We start from the raw sequence: 21,632 nt of genomic DNA on the forward strand, positions 1-21,632 counted from the left end.
TGATGACATTGTCATGGGGTGTTTATTGGCTTAACGGGTTGAGCGGTTGCTTCTGTGTGGTCAGTCCGGCGTCTTTTTGTAATGTGTAGTAACGGCTAAGCAGGGCATTAAAGCGGTCGTCAGTTTTTTTTATCAGTGCGGGTGAGACGGTCTGCCCCTGTTCTATCGCCGTGGAGAATTGGCGTAACAATTCTTCCAGCGGCACTTCACGGTTGTGGCTGTTCTGTATCTGATAGATAGCTGTTTTCAGGTAAGAGAGGGTGAAACTGCCACGGTTGCGTTCCTGTTCAAGGATTTTGTCGGCCAGTTGCTGGAGTTGATGCTGAGTCTGATGCCAGCTGCCCTGTACTGGAGCGTTCTCCAGTCTTACGGCCTGTAACTGCCGCCAGCGGTCGGTTTCATGTTGTTGTTTGTTGTCCAGTGGCCAGGTTTTCTGTGCTATATCGGTCAGTTGTTCGGCATTTTGCAGCACGACCAGCGGGGAGGTGTCGGTTAACCGGGTTAACTGTTGTCCATAGGTTTGCAGGTCGGGCTGATACAACCAGGCCAGTCTCGCGCCATCCTGTGTTCCGGTCAGGGCAGTGAGCTGTTGTTGTAAGGGTTTGTAAAACCCCAGCCAACTGCCCGTCAGGACAAAAACGCCCAGCAGTACACCCAGTCCGAAGCCCTGTAAGGCATTCATTGACCGGGGAGGTGGCTCAGGAAACCGGACCTGTACTTTGGGTTGATCGTCATAGCTGGTATCGTAGCTGGTTTCGGGTTCTGCCGGTTCCGGCTCTGTATTGGCGAGGTAAACCAGCGGCGGCATTTGCACCGGTTTGGCTGCGGGTTTGGGTATGATGCGGGCACTTTCCAGTTTTTTCGCGGTGTTTTGGAAAAACCATAATAGGTTTTCGACTTTAGGCAGGCGTTTCAGATCGGATTGTTGGAGTCGGTCAACTATCAGCTGTAAGGCCCGTTCCGCCCGATAAATCATGCGCAGGTCGCGCGTGGTGTAATCGTGCTGGCGCAGCGCATTGCCGCTGCGGGTGTTAAACCAGTCGAGCATTTCGGTCCGTACCGTCGGCTGTGGCGGCCATAGTTCATCCCACTGGCTGACAATCACGCCAGCCAGCAGTTCACAGCCTTCGGTAAAACCGGACAGACCGCTCAGCTGCATTCGGGCCAGGGTGTAGTAAATTGCACTTTGTAAATCGACGCCGTGGGAGCGGAACAGGGTCAGGGCCAGCGATTCAATCAGTTGCCAGTTTACCGCTGGCTGAGACGGGTGGTTAATTTTGTTGATTTCTTCGCGTATCGCGGTGAATGCCGGCAGGTTCATTGGGTTACCGCCGGCACGGATAATCAGGTTTTCAGGGTGTTCACTCATGGCAGTTCATCCTTACCTACCCCCGCCGGCGCGGGGGACAGGTTTTTTTGATTAGTAGAGGGTGTCAGGCAGTTGGAATCGGCTGAATAGGCCACCGGCAAACGGGTTGTCAGATTCATCCACGTAGATACGGTAGGTCATATCTCCGCCATCAACGGAGAACAGCACATCAAACGAATCCTGACGCACGTTGGTCAGTTTGCCACTGTTAATCAGCCTCAGCTGGGCCCACGGCCCGGTGAAGCTGATTGAACGCGGGGATTTGCCGCTGGCATCCGGTATCAGGGTGAGTTGACTTTCCACCCCGGCGCGCATGGAGTTTGGCCAGACCAGATGTACGATGCTGCTGCGACCATGGGCATAATCGAGTAGCTGACCATCGAGATTGAGCAGGCTGCGGCGTTTGTTGCCAGTCAGGCTGATAGGCTCAATGGCAAACTGGGTACCAAGGCCATTTTGCGGGGTGAAGAAGGTGTCGCGGATACGGTCAGCCAGCTTCAGTTGTGCCAGTACATCCGGGCGGATAAGTTGTTGACCGTCAGCGCTGTAGGTTAGGTTGTTTTCAACAAATGGTTTGAGGTTCTGCTGATAGAAGGCATCCAGTGTCCCACCCGGACGGAAGAAGCGGTCGAACTCACTGAGCGGGACATCCTGAGTGGCATCCGGGTTGAATGGATAGCGTCCGGCCAGATAGGTCTGGTACTGTTTGACTACGTTGTCATGCCATTCAACTTCCAACGAGCGGACGGCTTCCATCATGACTACCCGCCATGTCTGTTCTGCCAGTTCGCCAACCCAGCGGTTAAGTGGCTCTGGCAGGTTTTTCGCCATCTGCTGCACGTCGAAAATCGGGTCGCTGTTGTTCTGTTCAAGCCGCATCTGAACGGCTTTCAGGGCGGCTTTGCCCGGCACGGGTGCGTTCTGGATAGCCAGCAGGTAGCGGTGTAGTGCAGTTAGTTTCTGGTAAACTTCCTGTAGGGTGCTGTTTTTTTCGCCGTATTCCATCAGTACCGCAGTTTCCGGGGCGAATTCTCGGTTGACTCGCACCAACAGGCGGTAGTCCGGCGCATCACGTAACTGCTGCTGCTCTTTGGCGGGCAGGGTATCGTTAATCACCGGCAGGCGGGTGTTGTCGCTGAGGATTTGCAACGCCCGGCTGATTGGCTGTTCTCCGCTGATGACCTGCTCAATGGCGCCGATGGCCTGCGGGATATCAGTAAAATCGCGGATGTCCAGATTGTTCATGGCGCTGCGCCAAGTGGCGGTGTAATCCCCCAGATATTGTTCTGTGATTTGTCGCTGGATTTCTTTACGGTCAGTTTCGCTGTATTGGACGTTGTGTGACAGGTTCAGCACCCAACTGTCCATCACGGTGAGGTCAATCAACTGGTCGTCCTGTTTGACGAAGTAGTTGTTCAAACCATTCATTGTCAGGAACTGGGGGATAATCAGCTGCTTGTCATTATTGGCGATAAAGATACTGTCAAAACTGGGGCCAATCTGGTCGCGCAAGTTGAGCGGTGGTGGCAGAGAATCCTGGGCTTTAAGGCGCAGGTTCTGATAGACCCGCTGGTAAATGGAAAGCTGACTGAGTTCCTTTTGGGCATTGATGAGTGGGAGCTTGTAAGGCGCGAAGCTGCTGATGGCTGCTGGGTCACCGGCTTCCCGTGCGGCCCGCCAGTCGGTGTGATCCAGAGCATAGTCCAGATGGGTCAGCAGTTGTTCCTGCGTCGGGCGCTGGCCGTTAAAGGTATGGCTCCAGCGTTCCCGCATATACTGTTCGACCAGCGATTTATTGCGACCACTGCCATCTTCCAGCATCCGTATGATACGCAGTACTTCCAGTTTTTCTTCACTACCTTTGGGGGCGTGATTCAGGTCATCTAGCAGGCCGTTCATCAGGGCTGGCAGGAAGCGTTGAGACAGTAGTTGCAGATAGGTGCTTTCGACATACGGACCAACGTCCGAACCCTGATAGAGTCCCATATCAGCGAGCAGCCCTTTATGATGGTAATCGCCGTAGGCGAGGGTGGCTTGCCGGACAGGGTTGAGCAGGGGCAATTGTAAATTGCCGTTACGGTCTTCCCCTTTGGGTGGGGGAACGGATAGGAAGTTTTTAGCCTGCGTCAGGACTTCTTCGCCGGCCCGGTAGTTTTTCTGATAGTAGTAGTGCCAGCCGGTCCACAGGGCCAGTGCTATGACTGAGCCGGCGGTTGAGAAGGTCAGTAGTTTTCGGCGGTTCCGGCTTAACCAGAGGCGGTTCTCTGCGGCCAGATTGGGTTCGGCCAGCAGGACCTCTTCAAACAGCGTTCGGGTGAAATAGGGAGCGGTATCGGCGACCGGCCAGGTTGGAAATGCCTGGGGTCCCAGATGATACTGCACGGCAGCAGATTGGGTGAAGGTGTCATCCATCTGGCCGATTTGTTTCGACGAGGTGAGATAAACACCGCGCAGCCCGGGTTGTGCCGGTCCGCCGTTGTAGAGCAGGCCATCCAGCAGCTGTATCAGGTAACTGTGCAATCCCTGTATCTGACGGGTAAAGCTGAATAGCGGACCGCGTTGGCTGATATCCACTTTGTTGAGCATCATATCCGGCATAGCGGCGTTAAGCTGTTGCATCCACTGGTGCCAGAATTGTGCCAGTTCGGTGTGCCAGCCGTCCTCATCTGAGGCGTTCAGGCTGAAGGTGACCCCCAAGATCTGTGCGCGCTGTGGTCTGTCCAATGACTGGAATGCTGCACCAAAGCCGTGTAGCAAATCAAGTTTGGTCAGTACCAGATAGAAGGGAAGATGGTTGTGTAAGGTTAATCGCAGATCTTGCAGGCGCAGGTGGAGCGCAGCGATATACCGTTCACGTTGTTCTTTGTTGTCGGTCAGTAAACGGTGGGTATCTACGGTCAAGATAATACCGTTAAGAGGCTGACGCTGACGGTTTTCAGTCAGCCAGGTAAGCAGGGCATGCCACAGACGAGTGGGCAGTTGGGGCTTGTTGCTATCCGGCATGGCTGTTTGGTCAATAAGGAAACCGTCCGGGTCGATAATGACCGCTTTTTCTCCTAGCCAACAGCGTAGGTGCAGTGGAAGACCATCTTCCCCTTTCAGAGCGTCTGGCGCGGCAATGTCAGTCAATTTGTAACCTTCCTGGATAAGCGAAGTTTTGCCGCTGTCGGTGTTGCCAATCATTAAGTACCAGGGGCGTTGGTAAAGGTAATCCCAGGTGCCGAGATGGCGTTGTAGCTGCGCTTTCCAGTGGTTGAGGTAGCTGTCCTGACGAGCAATGTCGGTCAGCACCGGATCAACGACTTTCAGTTCCACATCTAGTTTTAATTTTTCCAGTTGCTGTAAGCGACGCCAGATTTTTGTGCCGACAAAACCTAGTACTACCAGGATGATGATAGCGGTTGCCAGCCAGCGGGCAGAGAGATTTTCCAGCGGGTAAGTTTGTTTGAACTGCCAGCTCGGTCCCCACCACCATATCCAGATAAGAGCCAGGCAGGGCAGAAGAGCCAGTATCAGCGAGAATGTGGCTTTGAGTGGTGGCAAACGCGGCATTGCCGGTTTTTTGATATTTTTCAGAAGAAGAGAAAGCCAGTTCATGGGTTAACGCTCCTGTTTGCTGCCGTATCCTTTGGCGGGCAGTGAGTTGAGGCTTTTTCTGCCAGTCCTGCCAACAGGCTGGGTTCCCAATGGGTGAGTAACATGTGTTGTCCTGCCTGCAATAGATGTCGGTAATGTTGTTGCGCCAGTGCGGTCATTCCCGCTTTTTCAAACAATTGTGCCGTGAGCAGTTGACCGTAGAACTGATCTCGGGGTTCAGTCAGTTGTTGCTGATGTTGTTCTGCTGCGTTGAGTGCCGCTTCCAGTCCATGTTGTTGGAAACATTGCCAGATAGCTTTTTGATCCTGAGTGGAGCCGCCACTACTCGTAGTGGTTGTTGGGGGTTGCAGCCAGTTCAGGGTTGTGGCTGAAATAAATGGACTCATATCGGAAAAATATAGGGTCTGTAAAATCGGCAAGCGGTCAAGAAATGCTTTCAGTTCATCACGGATGGCGTTGGCAACTGCGGTATAACCTAGTTTCTCGGCGGCTTGAGCTGCGATAGCATGTCCGTCAAGCCAGTAAGGGGCGAGCGTCAGGCTCTGCTCTATCTGTTGCAGTAAAGACTTATCGGCAGCGGGCAGTTTCGTCAGATAATCCGCAGTACGGTCTGCTGAGATGGGCGCCAGTGGAGTTTTGCCTTCGCTGTTGGCTATCGGTGCGGTAGTCAGTGTGTACCAGATTGCATAACGGCGCAGCCGATAGCCCGTAGAGGAGTCAGGCTGGCGTTCGCATAGTAGATCGGCCACAGTCAGCAGTGTCTGTTTCCAGGCTTTTTCACTGGAGCTGTCTACCGCTATGTCCGGCGCTGGGGGAACGGCCGGTTGTGTTGTGTTTTCTGCTGGTTCCGTGGGGGCTGCTACCAGTTTGGGGGTCGGCTTGCGGGCATAGCGGGAACGTAACTGATCGATCTCTTTAGCCAGTGCCGGTTCGTCGGTATGCCAGCATTGCGCCAGATGAGCGAGTGCGCCTTGTGCTTCTTCCCGTTGAGTCTCATCCGCTTGTTCACAGAAGCTAGCCTGAGCAGAGTCAAAACGTTTAATAACCTGCTGCGCCAGACGGCGCTTAAGCAGGGGTTTTTGTGGCCAGGCAATCTGCCAGTAATGTTTGATGTAATCGGCTAGCAGTTCCATTGCCAGTATTAGCTCAGCGGGGTTGCCGCTGTGTTGTAGTGTCCGCAACAGGTGAACCATCAGCCTGAAATCTTTACTTTTTTCGCTGAATAGTTGCAGCGCCTGGCGCTGGATTTCTTCAATGTTGATCGTGGAATGGGCCAGTGATCCCAGCTTAATCATTTCACCATCAATATATTCCCAAGCCAGTTCGTTCTCATTCAGTTCCTTGCTGGTCAGTTCGTCTGATAGCGGTGTCAGCAGGAGTTCCTGCCAGTCAAATTGTTTCCTGATATCCATTGGGATCACCAACGACAGGCGGAGCGTAAGGGTTTTACCGCCTGTTCCAGTTGAGAAATGTTGAATGTCATCCGGTTTCCGTTGCTGGTTTTGATGGTCAGGGTGTCACCTGTCATCAGTCGTTTGAGTGTTTCAATGCCCGGTAGCCCACGGCTGGATTCCAGCAAGTAACCGTTTTCGCGCAAAAACCAGTCAGCACTGAATTGGGTTACGTCAGTCGAAATCATGACTGTGCCGCTGTCTTGTGGCGTCGTCAGGGCGACTTGTATCCGGGTAATGCTATCGATACAACTCAGTACGAGTACCGGTCGTGGAGGTGGAACGCCGATCGCAGGTGTAGTGAGTATGACGCGGGTCGGTATTCCTTTGGATTGAGTCGTGATAAAACCCGTTGAGTGGTCAGTCCGTTTCATTTCCTGTTCCATGGCTTGTCGCCAAGCCGGGCCAGTTTTTTCTAACGGAATGACGACAGCACTATCCACTTTATCTAATAGACGGTCATAGCAATCCAGCCTGATCAGCGGTGAAGGTTCTGAACGGCATTGCAGCAAGGCCGGTAGCGAGGGCGCCGTTGTGGTTTCCTGAGCTGGCTGAATTTCAGGTGTGCCAGTCAGGGATGCGATTAATGAACTGACAAGTAAAAAGAAACTCATAATTTACACCTGTATTTCGCCAGCTTGTAGGTCAGTGTGCGTGGTGCAATGCCTAAGCTTTCTGCAATCCGTTTGGTGTTATCGCCATAGATGTGTTGGCGTTGGACCAATATTGCACATTCAAACTCTTCAAGTGCCTGTGGCAGGTTGTCGATTTTGCTGTAATCGTGAGAGATGTTGGCCGATGTTTTGTTTTCTGAGGTGGTGCTCAACGAAGCCAGTAGTTCATCAAGTTGTTTTTCTTTCTGGCGTTGAGCTTGAAAAACTTGACGAATTTGGCGTAGTTGTTCACGCAGTTGTTCCAACTCCTGTAATTTTTTCAGTCGGTGCTGCATGACATGGCAGTAGATGTAAAACATGTTGTTATCGTCAGCAAAACGATGAGCATCTTCGGCGAAAACAGCAATCACACCACATGCTTGTCCGTTGCAGTTGAACAGTGGGATGGCATGTAAGCCACAGCGGTAGGGCAACTCTTCTATAAAGGTGCGAAAGTTCTGATTGTCTATTCGTACCCCTTGATTGAGTGATTCCCATGTTATAGGTGTGCCTTTATACAGAATTTGTACCAGCGGGTGGTTGATATCGCCGATATTGACATCCAGTTGTAGGGCGCTTATCTGGTTTGGTGCTGGTAACCGATAACATTCCAGACGGTTTTCATTCATGTTAAGTAGGGAAACCAGCAAGGCATCAAAACGCTGGCGTTGGTGGTTCACCTGAAGAAAGTGATGAACCAGTTGCTCAATCGAGTCATTTTCCAGTAACGCTAATGCGCTTTTCAGCCGTTGTTTCATTGGAGTTCCTCAACCACCGCGTTGAATTCATGTTCATCAACGGTTAGCTGGATAGCCCGGATCTGTTTCCCTGAGGCCATTTTTTGCAGCAACAGCAGAGATAGCGGTGGTAACAACGCGCCGTCAATGATTGACTCCAGCATTCGTGCACCGTTTTCAGCACGAGTTGCTCGTTGCAGGATTTCTTCAATCACGTCATCACTGATGGTGACTTCAGCATTGAAACGTTGACGCAACAGGTTATCGAGGCGAGCCAGTTTGCCTTGAATGATAGTTTTCAGGGTGTCGTATCCCAGAGGCCGGTAAGGTACGACTTCCATTCGCGCCAATAATGCCGGTTTGAAGAATGCCGCCAGTTCAGGGTAGAGCAGGTCATTCATCTTTTCCGGTTTATCGGCATTATCAACGATAGTTTGATAGCCAAGGTTGGATGTCAGGAAGAAGACGATATTTTTACAGTCAATCACCCGGCCTTCACCGTCAGCCAGTTCTCCTTTGTCGAATGCTTGATAGAACAGGTTGAGTACGTCAGGATGCGCTTTTTCCACTTCATCAAGTAGGACGACGGAATACGGTTTCTGGCGAATGGCTTCGGTGAGTACGCCACCTTCCCCATATCCGACATAGCCCGGCGGTGAACCAATCAGGCGAGAAACCGTGTGTTTTTCCTGAAATTCGGACATGTTGATGGTAGTCAGGTACTGACGGCCACCGAACATTAATTCCGCAAGCTGTAAAACGGTTTCGGTTTTACCAACACCGCTTGGCCCCACTAGCAGGAAGGCCCCCAGTGGGCGACCAGGACGGCGCAGGTCTGCTCTGGCAGTTAATAGATGTTGATGCAGGCATTTGATAGCAAATTCCTGCCCTTTGATGCTTTGCCCCAGATGAATTGGCAGTTCAGTGACAATGGATAATTCACTCTGTGACAAACGGTTAAGGGGGACGCCAGTCCATTCGGCGATAACCGCCGCAATTTGGTTTTTATCCACATGAGGGGAAACCAGCGTTTGTTGTTGCTGTAACTGTTCCAACTGTTGATTAAGTTCAGACAGTTTTGTAACCAGTTCTTCCGTCACGATTTCCGCAGGTGCTTCATGCTCTTCGGTTTCATCGGGTGTTTCATTTGTTAACAGTTGACGGCGCAGTTCAATAACTTGTTGAACCAATTGCTGTTGTTGTTGCCAACTGGTTTCCAGTTCAGCCAGTTTTTCTGCCGTTTCCTGTTGTTGTTGTTGAAGCGCCTCTAGCCTGTCAGTATGTTGGTTCAGCCCCATGCGCTGTTCTCTCGTCAGCACATCCGATTCCATTTGCTGCTGGTGGCGCTGATTTTTTAGTGCGGAAATCTGACGCGGTGGTGAAGTCAGATTGATGGCAACGCGTGCACAGGCGGTATCTAATACGTCAATAGCTTTATCTGGTAACTGGCGACCGGAGAGGTAACGGTCACTTAATACGGCGGAGGCTTTCAGTGCTTCGTCATCGATCAATACGCCATGAGATTGTTCATAAATTGCCCGCAGGCCACGCATAATGATAATGGCTTCTTCCGCTGTGGGTTCCGCCACTTTGACTAGTTGAAAACGGCGAGAGAGAGCAGCATCTTTTTCAAAATATTTTTTGTATTCGCCCCAAGTGGTTGCGGCAATAGTTTTCAGTTCACCACGTGCCAGAGCGGGTTTCAGCAAGTTAGAGATATCCAGTCCGCCTTGTTGATTACCCGCACCAATTAGCGTATGAGCTTCATCGATAAATAGAATAATCGGTACAGATGACTGGCTGATTTCACTCATTATGCCTTTGAAACGTTTTTCAAATTCTCCTTTTACCGCCGCACCTGCCTGTAATGCACCCAGATCCAGTGTCATCAATTCACTGTTGCGCAATTTTTCTGGTACTTGATTGTCGATAATGCGCAGAGCCAGTCCTTCAATTAATGCGCTTTTCCCCACGCCCGCTTCACCCACCACAATGGGGTTATTTTTACGTCGGCGGCAAAGAATATCGATCATCAGGTCGATTTCGGCGTCACGGCACAGAACGGGATCGAGTTTTCCCTGACGAGCCTGTTCTGTCATATTTTGGGCAAAACGGGTGAGTAAGCTGTCACTATTGGCTGCGTTTTTGCCTTGTCCGTTTTTATCGTTTTCTACAACCGGTTGTTCCGCTGAACCTGCTGTCCACTGAGTAAAATTCTGGCGCAGTAATTCGCGGTTAATTCCCGATAGCAAACGGGAAGATTGTGGTGTCAGGTAGCGTAATGGGCTGAACAATAGTGTCATCAGCATGACACCGCTGCGTAATTCCTGATGCTGCATCTCGGTTGATGCTAACAGCCAGCTATCCTGTAGCCATTCCACCAACATGGGTGAGAAGCTGGGGTAGGCTTGTACCATTGCCTGATGGTGAGGGACCATCTGATCAAGCTGTTCTTTTAGCAAGTCACTGTCCACTTCGGCTTGGCTGAAGATCGCTCTGACATCACTGAGAGGCGTGTTGATCATCTGCAACAGTAGCTGAGAGACCGTGATCTCAGGTTGCTGCTGACTGACACACTGCGCTGCCGCCGTTTCCAGCGCATGCCGGGTCATCGGATTTAAGCGGTTAACTAATGTGGGTAGATCAATCTGAATCATCGGTTATTTCCTAACTCAGTAAGTTATTTAGCTGTTGTAATATGTTCTGGGTTTGGTTGTGCAGCCGGATAGCATAAAAGCCATAGACCACGGCGAGCAGACCAATACCGCTCCATAAGAGGTGTTTGATAGTTAGACGCTTACCCAAACGGTAGCGGCTGTCACGCTCGTTGGCATTACTGTGCAGAATGGTTGGTGGTGCTTCGCCTCGCAGCGAGTGTAACTGTTGATGTAACCGGCGGAATAAACGTTCAAAATCATCACTTTTCTGCGAACTCACTTTGTAGCGACCACGGTAGCCGAGGCAGAAGCAGAGATAGATAAATTCCAGTAGATGCTGATAGCGTTGAAGTTCACCCATTAAACGCTCCAGTAGCACAAAGACTTTTTCACCACCCCAGGTTTCATTGTGGAATTGCACCAATAGAGATTGTTGCAGCCAGCCGTTTTGACTATTCCAGCCATGACCCAGTGCAGTTTCATCAATGAAAGTACACAGCATGTAGCGGAAAGAGACAATTGCGCCCGGTTCATAACCTTTGGTTTGTAAAAATTGTTCGATTGCCTGGATATCGGTGACGACCTGCTGATAAAGCTGATCCGGTAGCGCCTCATCACCCATGTCTTTTAGACGCATGACCATGCCGAGCAACGGTGTTGCGGCATCAATCATCGGGTTTAGGCTTTCTCCGCGCAACGGTAACTGATACTGACGGTGCAAAGTCGTATCAGTCTCGGCTTGCATCAAAATGGCATTGTCGTTAATGGCTTCGTTCTTCATTAGTCACTCCCATTTCTGACTGCCCAGAATTGCAGGTCTAATCCGGGGAAATCTCCTGAAACATGGAAGGCAATGGAGGTACCTTTGAGAATGTCTTGCCATGCTGCACCTTGCTGATCAAAACGGAAATAGGTGTAGCCGGCGTGATAAGGCAACTGACGAGGAGCGGCGGGAAGCGGAATCAGTCCTACGCCAGGCAACTGAACGCTGACCATTTCGCGGATTCTTTCCTGAGACGCGATTTTGGTCTGCTTAACAAACTGACGGAGTAATTGTTCCTGTGGAACTTCGGCGCGGATGGCCAGAATGAAATCCGCTTTGGTCAATACATCGCGATCATGGATATTTGCCACCCGAATGCCATTTGACTGAGTTTGTAGTTTAATCGGGATCGCTCGTGGGGTCAGGACAACACCCATTGCTTCGCGGATGGAACGCATGACTTGATGGAATGTATCAGTCAGGCTGTCGTGATTATATTCCGGTATATCGCCCACTTGACGGGATGCATGAGTGAAGGTTCTCAGTTCACCGCAGGTTTGGATCAGCTGGGTGAAAAAGTGTTCGGGATGCAGAATGGTTTGTCTGGCGTAGTGGGTAAACCACGGCTGAATCCGGTTAACTAGCTGGAGCATCATAAATTCCGCAACATCCGCTACTCCTTGCTGACCGGGAGAACCAATCCGGTTAGAGAGTGATCTGGCTCGTTCTATCAGTGCTCTATCTACTTCATCCATATAATTTTTGAGTTTGTTGGAGACATTAATAGATGTACAGGTTGGCACGAAATCTTCATTTAATATGATGGTTCCCGTTGGAAGCTTCTCTATTATCTGGCATAGCGGGAGTACGGTAAAAGCGCTGAGATCTTCTGAACCCTGTTTCAAAACCGGTGTTAGTTGTGCCAGTATGACCTGACTGACATCTCCACCCTCCGTGTGCAGATCACGGATATCATTCACATGTTCGCGGTAGCGCATAGCACCGGCGCTATTGGATTCTGGATGGGAGATTTCATTGAGGGTATCGTTGGTTATTGGCAGTGCCAGATAGATATCTTTGCTATTGTTCTCGTGAAGATCTATGACATCAAGGGGCTGAGGAGTGACATCCTGATACGGAACGGAGAACACGGTACCATCTGGCATGATACCACTGGCTTCGATGATACCGATGCGTCCCAACGCGAGGAGATCTTTGTCAATAATCAGAGAACTGAAGCCGTAACCATAACTGGTGAGGGACGTCAGGCGGCTGTGTGCCAGATAGTCATTATGTTTTTGTTGTTGTTGAAAGTGTTGTGGCTTGATGAATAATCCTTCGCGCCAAATCACCCGATTTTTGCCTGGCATAGTTATTGCTCCTCTTTTCTAAGTTCAACTTCGTTCGCTCTGATGTGCACGAGAATGTGGTATTGCTGTCCCGTGTCTTTCACACGGATAACTTTTTTCCATTCGGATTGATTGATATCGGCATAGCGAACGATAACGCCAATGTAACGGCTCTTTTTTTCCAGCGGGATGACGGGTAGTGGTTTGTATTGCCCCGGCAATAAGGTGTAATCCTGATGGTCGATGTAATTTTTCCCCAACGCTTTATCCAGTTCGTCACTTTTAAGCTGGTCATAATCCGCAGCAAGCAAACGAGAATCTTCACTGAGATAAATCAGGTGTATTTCAACCGGAGTGGCTTCTCCATTTTTATTGGGGTTGATATCAGGCTCTGCTAGCAAAGTGATCGCTGCGGTGGAAGGTAAATCCGCAGGTTGACCGACAGGCGTTGATGGGTCCCAGACAACCTGTCCGACTTTCTTCGTTGCCTGCCATGTACTGCTGCAACCGCTTAACATCAGCGCTGCCAGCAATACAAGCCATATGCCGGACCATGAGGTATTACCACCGGAGCGCTTCATTACTGGGTATCCTCTAAACCTTGGCGTAGAGCGCGGTCATAAGCTTGTTCATAAACTTCACCAAACAGCTTTTCGAATCCCTGTTGACGGCTGGAAGCCAATTCGCGGTAGTAACTGGAGTACATTTCCCATGCCCAGGCGGCATCTTTTTCTTGGGTCTCATTACTGCGACGGTATTGGGCAAAACGGCTCAGTAGGTGTTCTGGTGAGAAAGCATCCAGCATCGTGTTCAATGCGGCAGTGATCGCAATCCGGTTAGCCTGATAGTGCAATTGCAGGTTATGTAGGCTTTCAGCGACGGCTGATGGTGCAGAAAGATGTACCGGGCTTTTCTGATCAGCGAACATCACTTGCATGGTGGTGTTGTAATCCATATTTAGCCGTAGCGGGTTATCTTCGATGGGACGCAGTTGTTTATCACGCAGACCATGCTGGGCATGCTGTAGTGCCAGTAAACCTTCAATTGCCGCTTTCATGGTTTTACCCATTTCTTCCAGAAAGTCGTTGGCCTGCTGGCTGTTATGCAAAGGTAATTGTGTGTTCAATCCTCGCATCAGCGGTGTGATAGCAATATGCTGTTGCTCCATGTCCTGATATTGTTCACTTGAAGGTGAAGAGATACTCGGTAAATCAACAAAATCCCGATCCATAGCATTGCCTCTGTTATCTGAGAGGGGAGAGAAAAATAATGGTGCGCGGTAACGGCCTTGTTGCAGGCTTTGGTCTACTTCGTTACTTATTGGTGTCTGACTCAGTGTGGTCAGATTTTCACTATCGAGAACCTTAAGTGGGTCGTGGTTTAAATCGTGGTTTATCGTTGGTGCCAGAGAATGATGTTCTGTAAAAGCGTTATCCTGGACGGGAGTTTTTTCCATCATAGCGTCCAATGGATTGCTATAGCTGGAGACCAGTGATTCTGGTGACACCATCATTGGATCAATCCGATCTGCGTCGGAAAAACTGATATGGCTTTTAATCACCAGCTTACCGACGGTAATTTCATCCGCTTGTTGCAGTCGGATTAGGCCGGCATTGGCGGTTAGAGGTGATTTATTCACAAACAGAGGGCCGGCGATCATTTGCAGGCAGAATGCGCCATCACGCCACTGAATAGTAAATTGTGACGGATTGATATTGCCCTGCTGATCCTGAACTGACCACAGGTGGCTTTCGCTGCTACCGACAGTGCCGCCTTGAATGGAGAACAAGCAACTGGCAGATTTACCGCTTTCCAGTTGATCGCTGTTGAGCACTCGTAATGAAAGGGTTGGTTGTTGTTTTTCCATAATTCTTTATCTGCCAACTGAAATTGTGATAAAGGGTTTCTTTTCCGGTTTGCCGAGAAAACTGGTCCACCCCAGGTTATTGTTTTGCTTCGTGCCAAGTACCATGCCGTCAGCTTGGTTTTCGGCCAGTCCAAGGCGTAGATCCCAGGCCAATTGATCGCGTAGGACAAAACAGATAAACATCACCAGTGGTAGAAAATTCTTGCCATCCGGGAGAAATGATAGAAAGTGTTCACGAGAGAGGTTATTGATGCATAACAGGAATTTACCGTTGCAACCCTTCACCCATGAACCGAGACAAAAGTTTCCCCCCAGCACTGACTGTTGAATTTTTTTCTGACCATTTATTTTCAGTATTCCACCCAAGCGGTTTTGTTGTGATGGAACGATAGCGACTTTCCTGATTTGCCAGCTATGTACCGTGACATCCGATAGATCAAAGCAGTGTGAGACTAGGCTGGATATCACTTCCGGCGATCGACCAGGGCTAGCTAACAGACCGGCATAGGCTAACATTTTGCTGTGATTAATCTGCAAGTGAGCGCGGTTCACATCACTGCCAAGCCCTACCAGCGCAAACATACGTTGAGAAAAATCATCCAGTCCGTTCTTGTCAAAACAGATGTAATAGCGATATTTCCGCCAGATTTGATGCAGAATGACGATTGAACGGTGGTTGAAAATATTCAAAAAGTCAGTCAGTCGGTTTTCGTCCTGAGCTTCTTCCCATGCCAACGAATCAAGGTAGTAGCCAGGCATAGGAGACTGGCTGCCGTGTAATCCAAGAAAGGAGACTTTCACCTGAAAACGGCCTTGCTCGGTACGGTTCACAGAGACAACGTCTCTGGTTGGAAAAGCCAGACTTGCACTGGACTTGAAACGAATTGATTCTCGGTCAGGGCGATTGGTTTGACCTGTTTTTTCCCACGCTACCGCCAATTGGTTAAGTAACTCAACCAATTGGTAAAAGTTATATTTTGATAAATCTGGTGCCAGATTATCGGATGAGTTTTTATCCATTACATCAACGCGTGTTGACCTATCTGTTCCGGCCATTGATAGCATTCCTGATTATCTAAATTGATCACCTTCAATATGTGGAAGGAGTTGATGCTGGCATATAATGCAAAGAAGCGTGACAGTATGGTACTGAATAGATAGAGCTCACCTTCAGAGCTGAAAGCTTGTTGCCGGATATACAATGTTGATTCTAGTCCACGCACTGGAAGCCCTTTTAACAGGCGGTCTATTGGTTGAGTTTCAATCCGTTCAATCGCGTCTAGCCGTTTTTGTGATGACCGTGATGATTGTCGATTATGTCTGCTGGGGAGATCATAGGTCCTTAGTACCTGCTTTAGTGCATCTTTATCCAGCAATGTCATATAATTCAGCGACATATTGGAAAGAAGGGACCAGTGAAACTTGCCGCTCATTAATGGATAAAGTGGAACTGATGGCCGGGTTATGTTGCGGAATGTTGCAAATGATGGACTGCCCAGTGACGGGAAATTAATGTCACCCACCCGTAGTTGCAGTGGCAACTCACGGTTGGTACAGGTCAGTCTGACAGAGACATTTTCATTATTTAACAGAAGCTGGGACTCATCGCCACGGACAAAAGAGATATAGTGTTCAAGCCCTTTGCGGAAAGGGGATTCTTTGAGCCTGATACGGAAATAACGGGTATTGAGTTCACTTTCATGTTCGATTTGATGATGAAAACTTTCAAAGGGTACATAACTCCGTTCACTACCTTTGGTGCGGTTGGGTGTGCCATCGGCATTGAGTAGCCAACTTTCCACTTTATCAACGGAGAAAATATCGTAACGATCAGGATGACTATAGCTAGCCCTCAATGGGTATTCAGCTTGGCTGTTATCTAATCGAATCGCTTCGCTATCCATTGGGAACAGGTTGATTGCGGGAACACAATGCAGTCGAAAAGTATCTTGGCGGATTTTAATTTCTGGCGGGAGTGCCTCCGAGAAATAGAGATTCAGCGTGAAATCGCTGGCTTTAAGATCTGCGGGTAATTTAGGGAAACCGGTGACATCAAAAAACAGGAAACCTTCAGAAAAGCAGAAATACTCCTGCAAGATGCGATAACCCATGTAGGCGTTTTTGGGGTAAGGCAGCAGAGCATCTTCCCGATTAAAACCAACTGGAACGAAATCAAAATCTGGCAATGGAATGGTGATATCGCCTACGACGAGCTTTGCGTCTTCAAGGTAGTAACTGAGCCAGAAATAGAGTTGTGTACTGCTGTAGTTATCACCGCTCAGATAAAAACGTAACTTATCAAGTTGTAATTCCTGTAAGTTGAGTGCTGTCTTTGAGGTAAAATTCAAACCGATGACACCTTGTTCATTACTGTTATTGACAGAAATGTCTTGGATTGACACCGGGAACAGCCAGACATCACGGCATAAAGTAAAAGTACAGCGGTTGTCTATCTCTGTTTTTTTCGGATCGGTGTTATTTGAGTAAATATCATCGTCATCATCTGCCAGCGGGTGGCTCTTGATTTGAACTCCGCGTTTAACTTGTGTGGCTTTTGTGACGACACTTTCATCGGGTGTGTACTGGATAATTGTCATGCTGGGTGTTGGCCGTAGATAATTTGGCCATAGCATGTGCAGTAATCCGTGGGTCAGCTCAGGGAACTGATCATCAATTTTTGCTCGTAAGTTACCGGCAAGAAATGCAAATCCTTCCAGCAGGCGCTCAACATCCGGGTCAGAGCCTTGTTCAGACAAAAATGAAGCGAGATGAGGATGTTCAACTGCGGCTTCCCGCCCCAGTTGCCTTAGGTAATCCAATTCTTCTCTGAAGTATTTTTCAAGTGACATTTTATTGAGTCCGCTCCAGGCAATAGCGCCGGTTGTTATCCAATTGAATGTTAAATTCAACGACGTCATGAATATCATCCAGGGATACCTGGGCATTGATGTGAAAACTCAACAGCAATGGGTCACTGTCATCATGGATTGCGCTGACAGAAACTGACGATATTCTTGGTTCATAATTTATGATGCAGTGCTCTATTGCCTGCTCAATACTCTGTTTAAAGTCAGTTGCAGTGGTTGTGGCATCATTGAGATCAATAACGCCGAGATCAACCGCACTCTGACAAGCACCCGGATGGGTATTGAGAACATTATTCAGGTGCCGTCTTATGGAGTTGAGCAGCTCACGCATTCTTGACTGACGGGAAGAACCGGAGTTCTTCCCCTGAATACGCTCAAACAAGCTGGCAGAGCCCTCTCTATTCCAACTGTACAGCGCAGCCATGACTGATTATTCCTTATCCAAACGTCCTACCAGTGACAATTCAAAGCTAGCACCCATGTATTTGAAATGAGGGCGAACTTGCATTGCCACCTGATACCAACCTGGATCTCCTTCTACATCCAAAACCTGAATTTGGGCAGAACGTAGAGGACGACGGCTACGGACATCTGTTGGTGGGTTTTCTTGATCGGCGATGTACTGTTTCAGCCATGTATTTAGTTCACGTTCCAGATCCTGACGCTCCTTCCAGGAACCAATTTGCTCGCGCTGCAATACTTTGATGTAGTGTGCAAGGCGGTTGATAATGAACATATATGGTAGTTGAGTACCCAATTTGTAGTTGGTTTCAGCCATTTTCCCTTCGCGGGTATTAGGGAACACTTTTGGCTTCTGAACTGAGTTGGCAGAGAAGAAGGCCGCATTGTCACTACCCTTACGCATCGTCAGGGTGATAAAACCTTCTTCCGCCAATTCGAATTCACGGCGATCAGTAATTAAAACTTCTGTTGGGATCTTGGCCTGGATTTGCCCCATTGCTTCGAACAGGTGAACCGGTAGATCGCTGACAGTACCACCGCTTTGTGGGCCGATAATGTTTGGACACCAGCGATATTTGGCGAAGCTGTCAGTCAGGCAGGTTGCCAGTAGATAAGCGGTATTGCCCCACAGGAAATGCTCGTGATCTTTGCTGACATCTTCTTGGTAGTTAAAGTTTTTAATTGGGTTTTCGATTGTTGAATATGGCAGACGTAACAGGAAGCGCGGTGTTGTCAGACCGAGATAACGTGAATCTTCAGATTCGCGCAGTGCACGCCATTTGGTGTGTGCTGGGCCTTCGAAAACGGATTTCAGATCTTTGATCGCGGGTAGTTCTGTAAAGCTGCTGATGCCAAAGAAATCAGGTGCAACGGAAGAGAGGAATGGCGCGTGAGCCATTGCGCCAACCGCACTGACGTATTGCATTAGTTTGATATCAGGTGAACTATTACCAAAGGCGTAGTTACCGATGACTGCGGCAACTGGCTCACCACCAAACTGACCATAACCTGTTGAGTAAACATGTTTATATAAGCCTGATTGGATGATTTCTGGAGAGAACTCAAAATCTTCCAGTAATTCTTCTTTGGTAGCATGGATGATATTGATCTTAATGTTTTCACGGAAATCCGTACGATCAACCAATAACTTCAGTGAACGCCATGATGATTCCAGTTCTTGGAATTCTTTGGCGTGCATGATTTCATCTACCTGAGTGCTGAGCGTTTTATCAAGCTCCACAATCATTCTGTCAACGACAAGCTTGTTGATAGGTTCTTCGTTAGTGCCTGTATCCAAAATGCTGCTGATAAAAGCGGCAACACCTTGTTTTGCAATATGGTAGCCGTCATTTTCTGGCGTCATTCTTGCTTGAGACATGATTTCGTCAAGCAAAGAGGTGGCGGCCCCTGGGGCTAATGTTGTACTGCTCTCTTCATGCAAGGACATGTTAAAAACTCCTTTTTAGCCAATTACTTTTGGTTGACGATTTCAAGTTCTTTTAGAAGTTGTTCCCGAACCTTTTCATCACCCAGTAATTCCTGTAAACGGGTGCGGAATGCCGGAATATTGCCCAGTGGCCCTTTTAAGGCGACAAGAGCTTCACGCAGTTCTAAAAGCTTATTTAATTCAGGAACTTTCTTCGCCACGTTATCGGGTGAGAAATCATTCAATGATTTTATTTCTAAGTTAACTGGCAGGTCATCCCCACTATTATCATTGAGACGGTTAGGGACGCTGAATGTTAAGTTGATATTTGCTTCATTCATCACGGCATTAAAGTTATTTTTGTGTACAGAAACAGCTTGCCGCTCTTCAATTGGCGTGTCTTCTTTTGTTCCTTTCAGATCACCGACAATAAGTAGATTAAGTGGTAATTCAATTTCGGCGACTTGATCGCCAGTATTCGGAACATACTTGATATTAATCCTTTCCTTTGGCGCTACACTACCTGGGCTATTTTTACTCATATTAAAATCCTTCGGGTAATACAATTAGGCAATTAGGAATTGTTTGATAACAATATTGATGAGAGAGTTGCCCCTGATACCTACCTATATGTGGCAGAGAACATAAAATTCCCCCCGGATAAAATAACGGGGGATTCACTGCATTGAATTGGATAGTAAGTCGACTTTTATTAGCATATAGATAAAGACGAATTCAGAATATTCTTACTCATCGAGCAATAGCATCAATATAGACCGCTCTGCAAAGCAGAGTTTCGCATTTTGTTTTTTTATTGTAAAGCTAAAACATATGTAGATATACCTCTCTATTCAGACCTTTGATAATTTTATTAGATTTGGCAATAATTTACGATTTGGTGTTTTTTTTGATCATTTATAAATCCCACTATATAGGTAAGGGACGTATCTATTTCTTTGTATTTATGGGAATTTAATGATTTTTTGTTTCATTGTGTAACAAAGTGTTTCTAAGTGTATTTTCATTTACATTTTGGAGTTAATTTCGCATTGTAAATATTATCTCCGTTATTAACTGAGTGATAAAGTTGAATTTTTTGATCTACTTATCATTTTCTAATTGACCAAAAAATATTTTTGGTTTTATTTGTTAAAATCATTGTATTTCATATAGATATGTGAATTTTCTGCCGAGTGCAATTATTTCTTTTAGTTAATTGTTCTTAATGTTTTGTTTTTTTAAATTTTTATGTTGTATTGGTGTTGATTTTAATATTTTTATTTGATTGTGACAGGTGCACTATTTTGCAATTTAGATTTTATTTTGAAATGAGCTGATTGGTATTTATTATTCATTTCAGTGTTCAATGTATTTGTAAGTGATTTTTTCCAAGATGAAATAATCACTACTGAAAGTAATATGAACACTACGTTAATTTTGACACAATCTCTTAAAGGATATTTTCATGCCAACTCCATGTTATATTTCCATCGATGGAAAAACCCAGGGTAATATTACAGCTGGTTCATTCACTGCTGAATCAGTGGGTAATATTTTCGTTCAGGGGCACGAGGATGAAATGCTGGTTCAGGAATTTGATCACGTAGTTACTGTACCTACTGACCCTCAATCTGGTCAGCCTTCAGGTCAGCGTGCTCATAAACCATTCCGCTTTACCGTTGCATTAAATAAATCTGTTCCATTGCTTTATAATGCATTGGCTTCTGGTGAAATGCTGACAAAAGTGGAATTGAAATGGTATCGCACTTCTGTTGAAGGTAAACAAGAGCATTTCTTTACGACTCAGTTGGAAGATGCCACTATTATCGACATTGATTGCAAAATGCCACATTGTCAGGACCCAACAAAATCTGAATTTACTCAATTAGTTCGTGTTTCTCTGTCTTATCGTAAGATTACTTGGGAACATACAACTGCGGGTACTTCTGGTGCAGATGACTGGCGCGCACCTATTGTTGCCTGATAGGTAATATAATTATTCAGCCGATGGAGTGTTTCTCCATTGGCTGAAAATCTTAATTTTTATTTATTGAAATTGAAGATTGTTAATAACCTTCTTCAATTTTTTTTCAGTTTATTTCTTTCTTTTCTTCTTTTTATTTTCTACTTTCTTTACATGTTTATTTAACGGGATTATTTAATGGAATTATTTAACTGTTTCGTTAATATTTAGTCATATTTTCTTTTCTCAACTGCTTTTTTGTTCTTTTTTAGCTATTTTTCTTGGTCATTAGTAGGTGCCAACGTTTTTCGGTGTTTGTTTCAGATTGACAACTTGCCGAGCATCATTCATAGAAATTTTCATATTTCAGTTGTTACTCAATACTTGTGTTTGATTGCACAACCTTTGGTTATTTATTTTTCATAAGAATTACTTATGATTGTCGGTTGGAATGTAGGTAATATCATTTTT

Annotated in this window: 16 protein-coding genes; 1 reads left to right on the top strand and 15 read right to left on the bottom strand. The window is 47.4% G+C overall.

All coding sequences use genetic code 11. The annotated features are described in order from the left end of the window. Window positions 1-22: 22 nt before the first annotated feature. Genes EAE89_RS00885 through tssB form a run of 15 tightly spaced genes read right to left on the bottom strand, consistent with a single transcriptional unit; the run spans window position 23 to window position 19,740 of the window. Window positions 23-1,369, bottom strand: a complete 1,347-nt coding sequence (locus tag EAE89_RS00885) for a VasL domain-containing protein (protein WP_214085209.1) — start codon at window positions 1,367-1,369, stop codon at window positions 23-25. Window positions 1,370-1,420: 51 nt separating this feature from the next. After that, window positions 1,421-4,966: a type VI secretion system membrane subunit TssM gene (tssM, locus tag EAE89_RS00890; protein WP_422615498.1), complete on the bottom strand. Its 3,546-nt coding sequence runs from the start codon at window positions 4,964-4,966 to the stop codon at window positions 1,421-1,423. Then, a complete protein-coding gene (gene tssA, locus EAE89_RS00895) occupies window positions 4,963-6,378 on the bottom strand; it encodes a type VI secretion system protein TssA (RefSeq protein WP_214085210.1) in 1,416 nt (471 codons plus the stop codon). Before tssA ends, tssM begins: the two co-directional genes overlap by 4 nt. Before the next feature lie 5 nt (window positions 6,379-6,383). Beyond that, window positions 6,384-7,031 carry a type VI secretion system-associated protein VasI gene (gene vasI, locus EAE89_RS00900; RefSeq protein ID WP_054478436.1) on the bottom strand — a complete coding sequence of 216 codons (648 nt, stop codon included), beginning with the start codon at window positions 7,029-7,031 and terminating at the stop codon, window positions 6,384-6,386. Continuing rightward, window positions 7,028-7,828 (bottom strand): Fis family transcriptional regulator, encoded by an 801-nt coding sequence (locus EAE89_RS00905; protein WP_054478438.1) that lies wholly within the window; start codon window positions 7,826-7,828, stop codon window positions 7,028-7,030. Before EAE89_RS00905 ends, vasI begins: the two co-directional genes overlap by 4 nt. Further along, the gene (tssH, locus tag EAE89_RS00910; RefSeq protein WP_214085211.1) at window positions 7,825-10,464 is read right to left on the bottom strand and encodes a type VI secretion system ATPase TssH; all 2,640 of its coding nucleotides are present in this window, start codon (window positions 10,462-10,464) and stop codon (window positions 7,825-7,827) included. The genes EAE89_RS00905 and tssH overlap by 4 nt, the downstream gene beginning before the upstream one ends. 10 nt (window positions 10,465-10,474) lie before the next feature. Further along, window positions 10,475-11,245, bottom strand: coding sequence for a type IVB secretion system protein IcmH/DotU (icmH, locus tag EAE89_RS00915; protein WP_214085212.1), 771 nt, complete (start codon window positions 11,243-11,245; stop codon window positions 10,475-10,477). Continuing rightward, the gene (gene tssK / locus EAE89_RS00920) at window positions 11,245-12,597 is read right to left on the bottom strand and encodes a type VI secretion system baseplate subunit TssK (protein ID WP_149616128.1); all 1,353 of its coding nucleotides are present in this window, start codon (window positions 12,595-12,597) and stop codon (window positions 11,245-11,247) included. The genes icmH and tssK overlap by 1 nt, the downstream gene beginning before the upstream one ends. Before the next feature lie 2 nt (window positions 12,598-12,599). Next, window positions 12,600-13,157, bottom strand: a complete 558-nt coding sequence (gene tssJ / locus EAE89_RS00925) for a type VI secretion system lipoprotein TssJ (protein ID WP_054478449.1) — start codon at window positions 13,155-13,157, stop codon at window positions 12,600-12,602. Next, window positions 13,157-14,443 (bottom strand): type VI secretion system-associated FHA domain protein TagH, encoded by a 1,287-nt coding sequence (tagH, locus tag EAE89_RS00930; protein WP_054478451.1) that lies wholly within the window; start codon window positions 14,441-14,443, stop codon window positions 13,157-13,159. Before tagH ends, tssJ begins: the two co-directional genes overlap by 1 nt. Window positions 14,444-14,449: 6 nt before the next feature. Continuing rightward, complete coding sequence (tssG, locus tag EAE89_RS00935; protein ID WP_214085213.1) at window positions 14,450-15,499, bottom strand: type VI secretion system baseplate subunit TssG; 1,050 nt, start codon at window positions 15,497-15,499, stop codon at window positions 14,450-14,452. Beyond that, the gene (tssF, locus tag EAE89_RS00940; protein ID WP_036772375.1) at window positions 15,463-17,292 is read right to left on the bottom strand and encodes a type VI secretion system baseplate subunit TssF; all 1,830 of its coding nucleotides are present in this window, start codon (window positions 17,290-17,292) and stop codon (window positions 15,463-15,465) included. Before tssF ends, tssG begins: the two co-directional genes overlap by 37 nt. A gap of 1 nt (window position 17,293) precedes the next feature. Continuing rightward, entirely contained in the window at window positions 17,294-17,734 is a 441-nt protein-coding gene (gene tssE / locus EAE89_RS00945; RefSeq protein WP_214085214.1) for a type VI secretion system baseplate subunit TssE, read from the bottom strand. A 6-nt stretch (window positions 17,735-17,740) separates the two neighbouring features. After that, entirely contained in the window at window positions 17,741-19,219 is a 1,479-nt protein-coding gene (gene tssC, locus EAE89_RS00950; protein WP_036772377.1) for a type VI secretion system contractile sheath large subunit, read from the bottom strand. 23 nt (window positions 19,220-19,242) lie between these two features. Further along, complete coding sequence (tssB, locus tag EAE89_RS00955) at window positions 19,243-19,740, bottom strand: type VI secretion system contractile sheath small subunit (protein WP_036772378.1); 498 nt, start codon at window positions 19,738-19,740, stop codon at window positions 19,243-19,245. Window positions 19,741-20,663: 923 nt separating this feature from the next. Between tssB and EAE89_RS00960 the strand changes: the two genes are divergently transcribed. Further along, on the top strand, window positions 20,664-21,182 hold the full coding sequence (locus EAE89_RS00960; RefSeq protein ID WP_036772379.1) for an Hcp family type VI secretion system effector: 519 nt from the start codon (window positions 20,664-20,666) through the stop codon (window positions 21,180-21,182). Window positions 21,183-21,632 lie beyond the last annotated feature (450 nt).

It is taken from the genome of Photorhabdus heterorhabditis, assembly GCF_018448905.1.
Classification (GTDB): domain Bacteria; phylum Pseudomonadota; class Gammaproteobacteria; order Enterobacterales; family Enterobacteriaceae; genus Photorhabdus; species Photorhabdus heterorhabditis.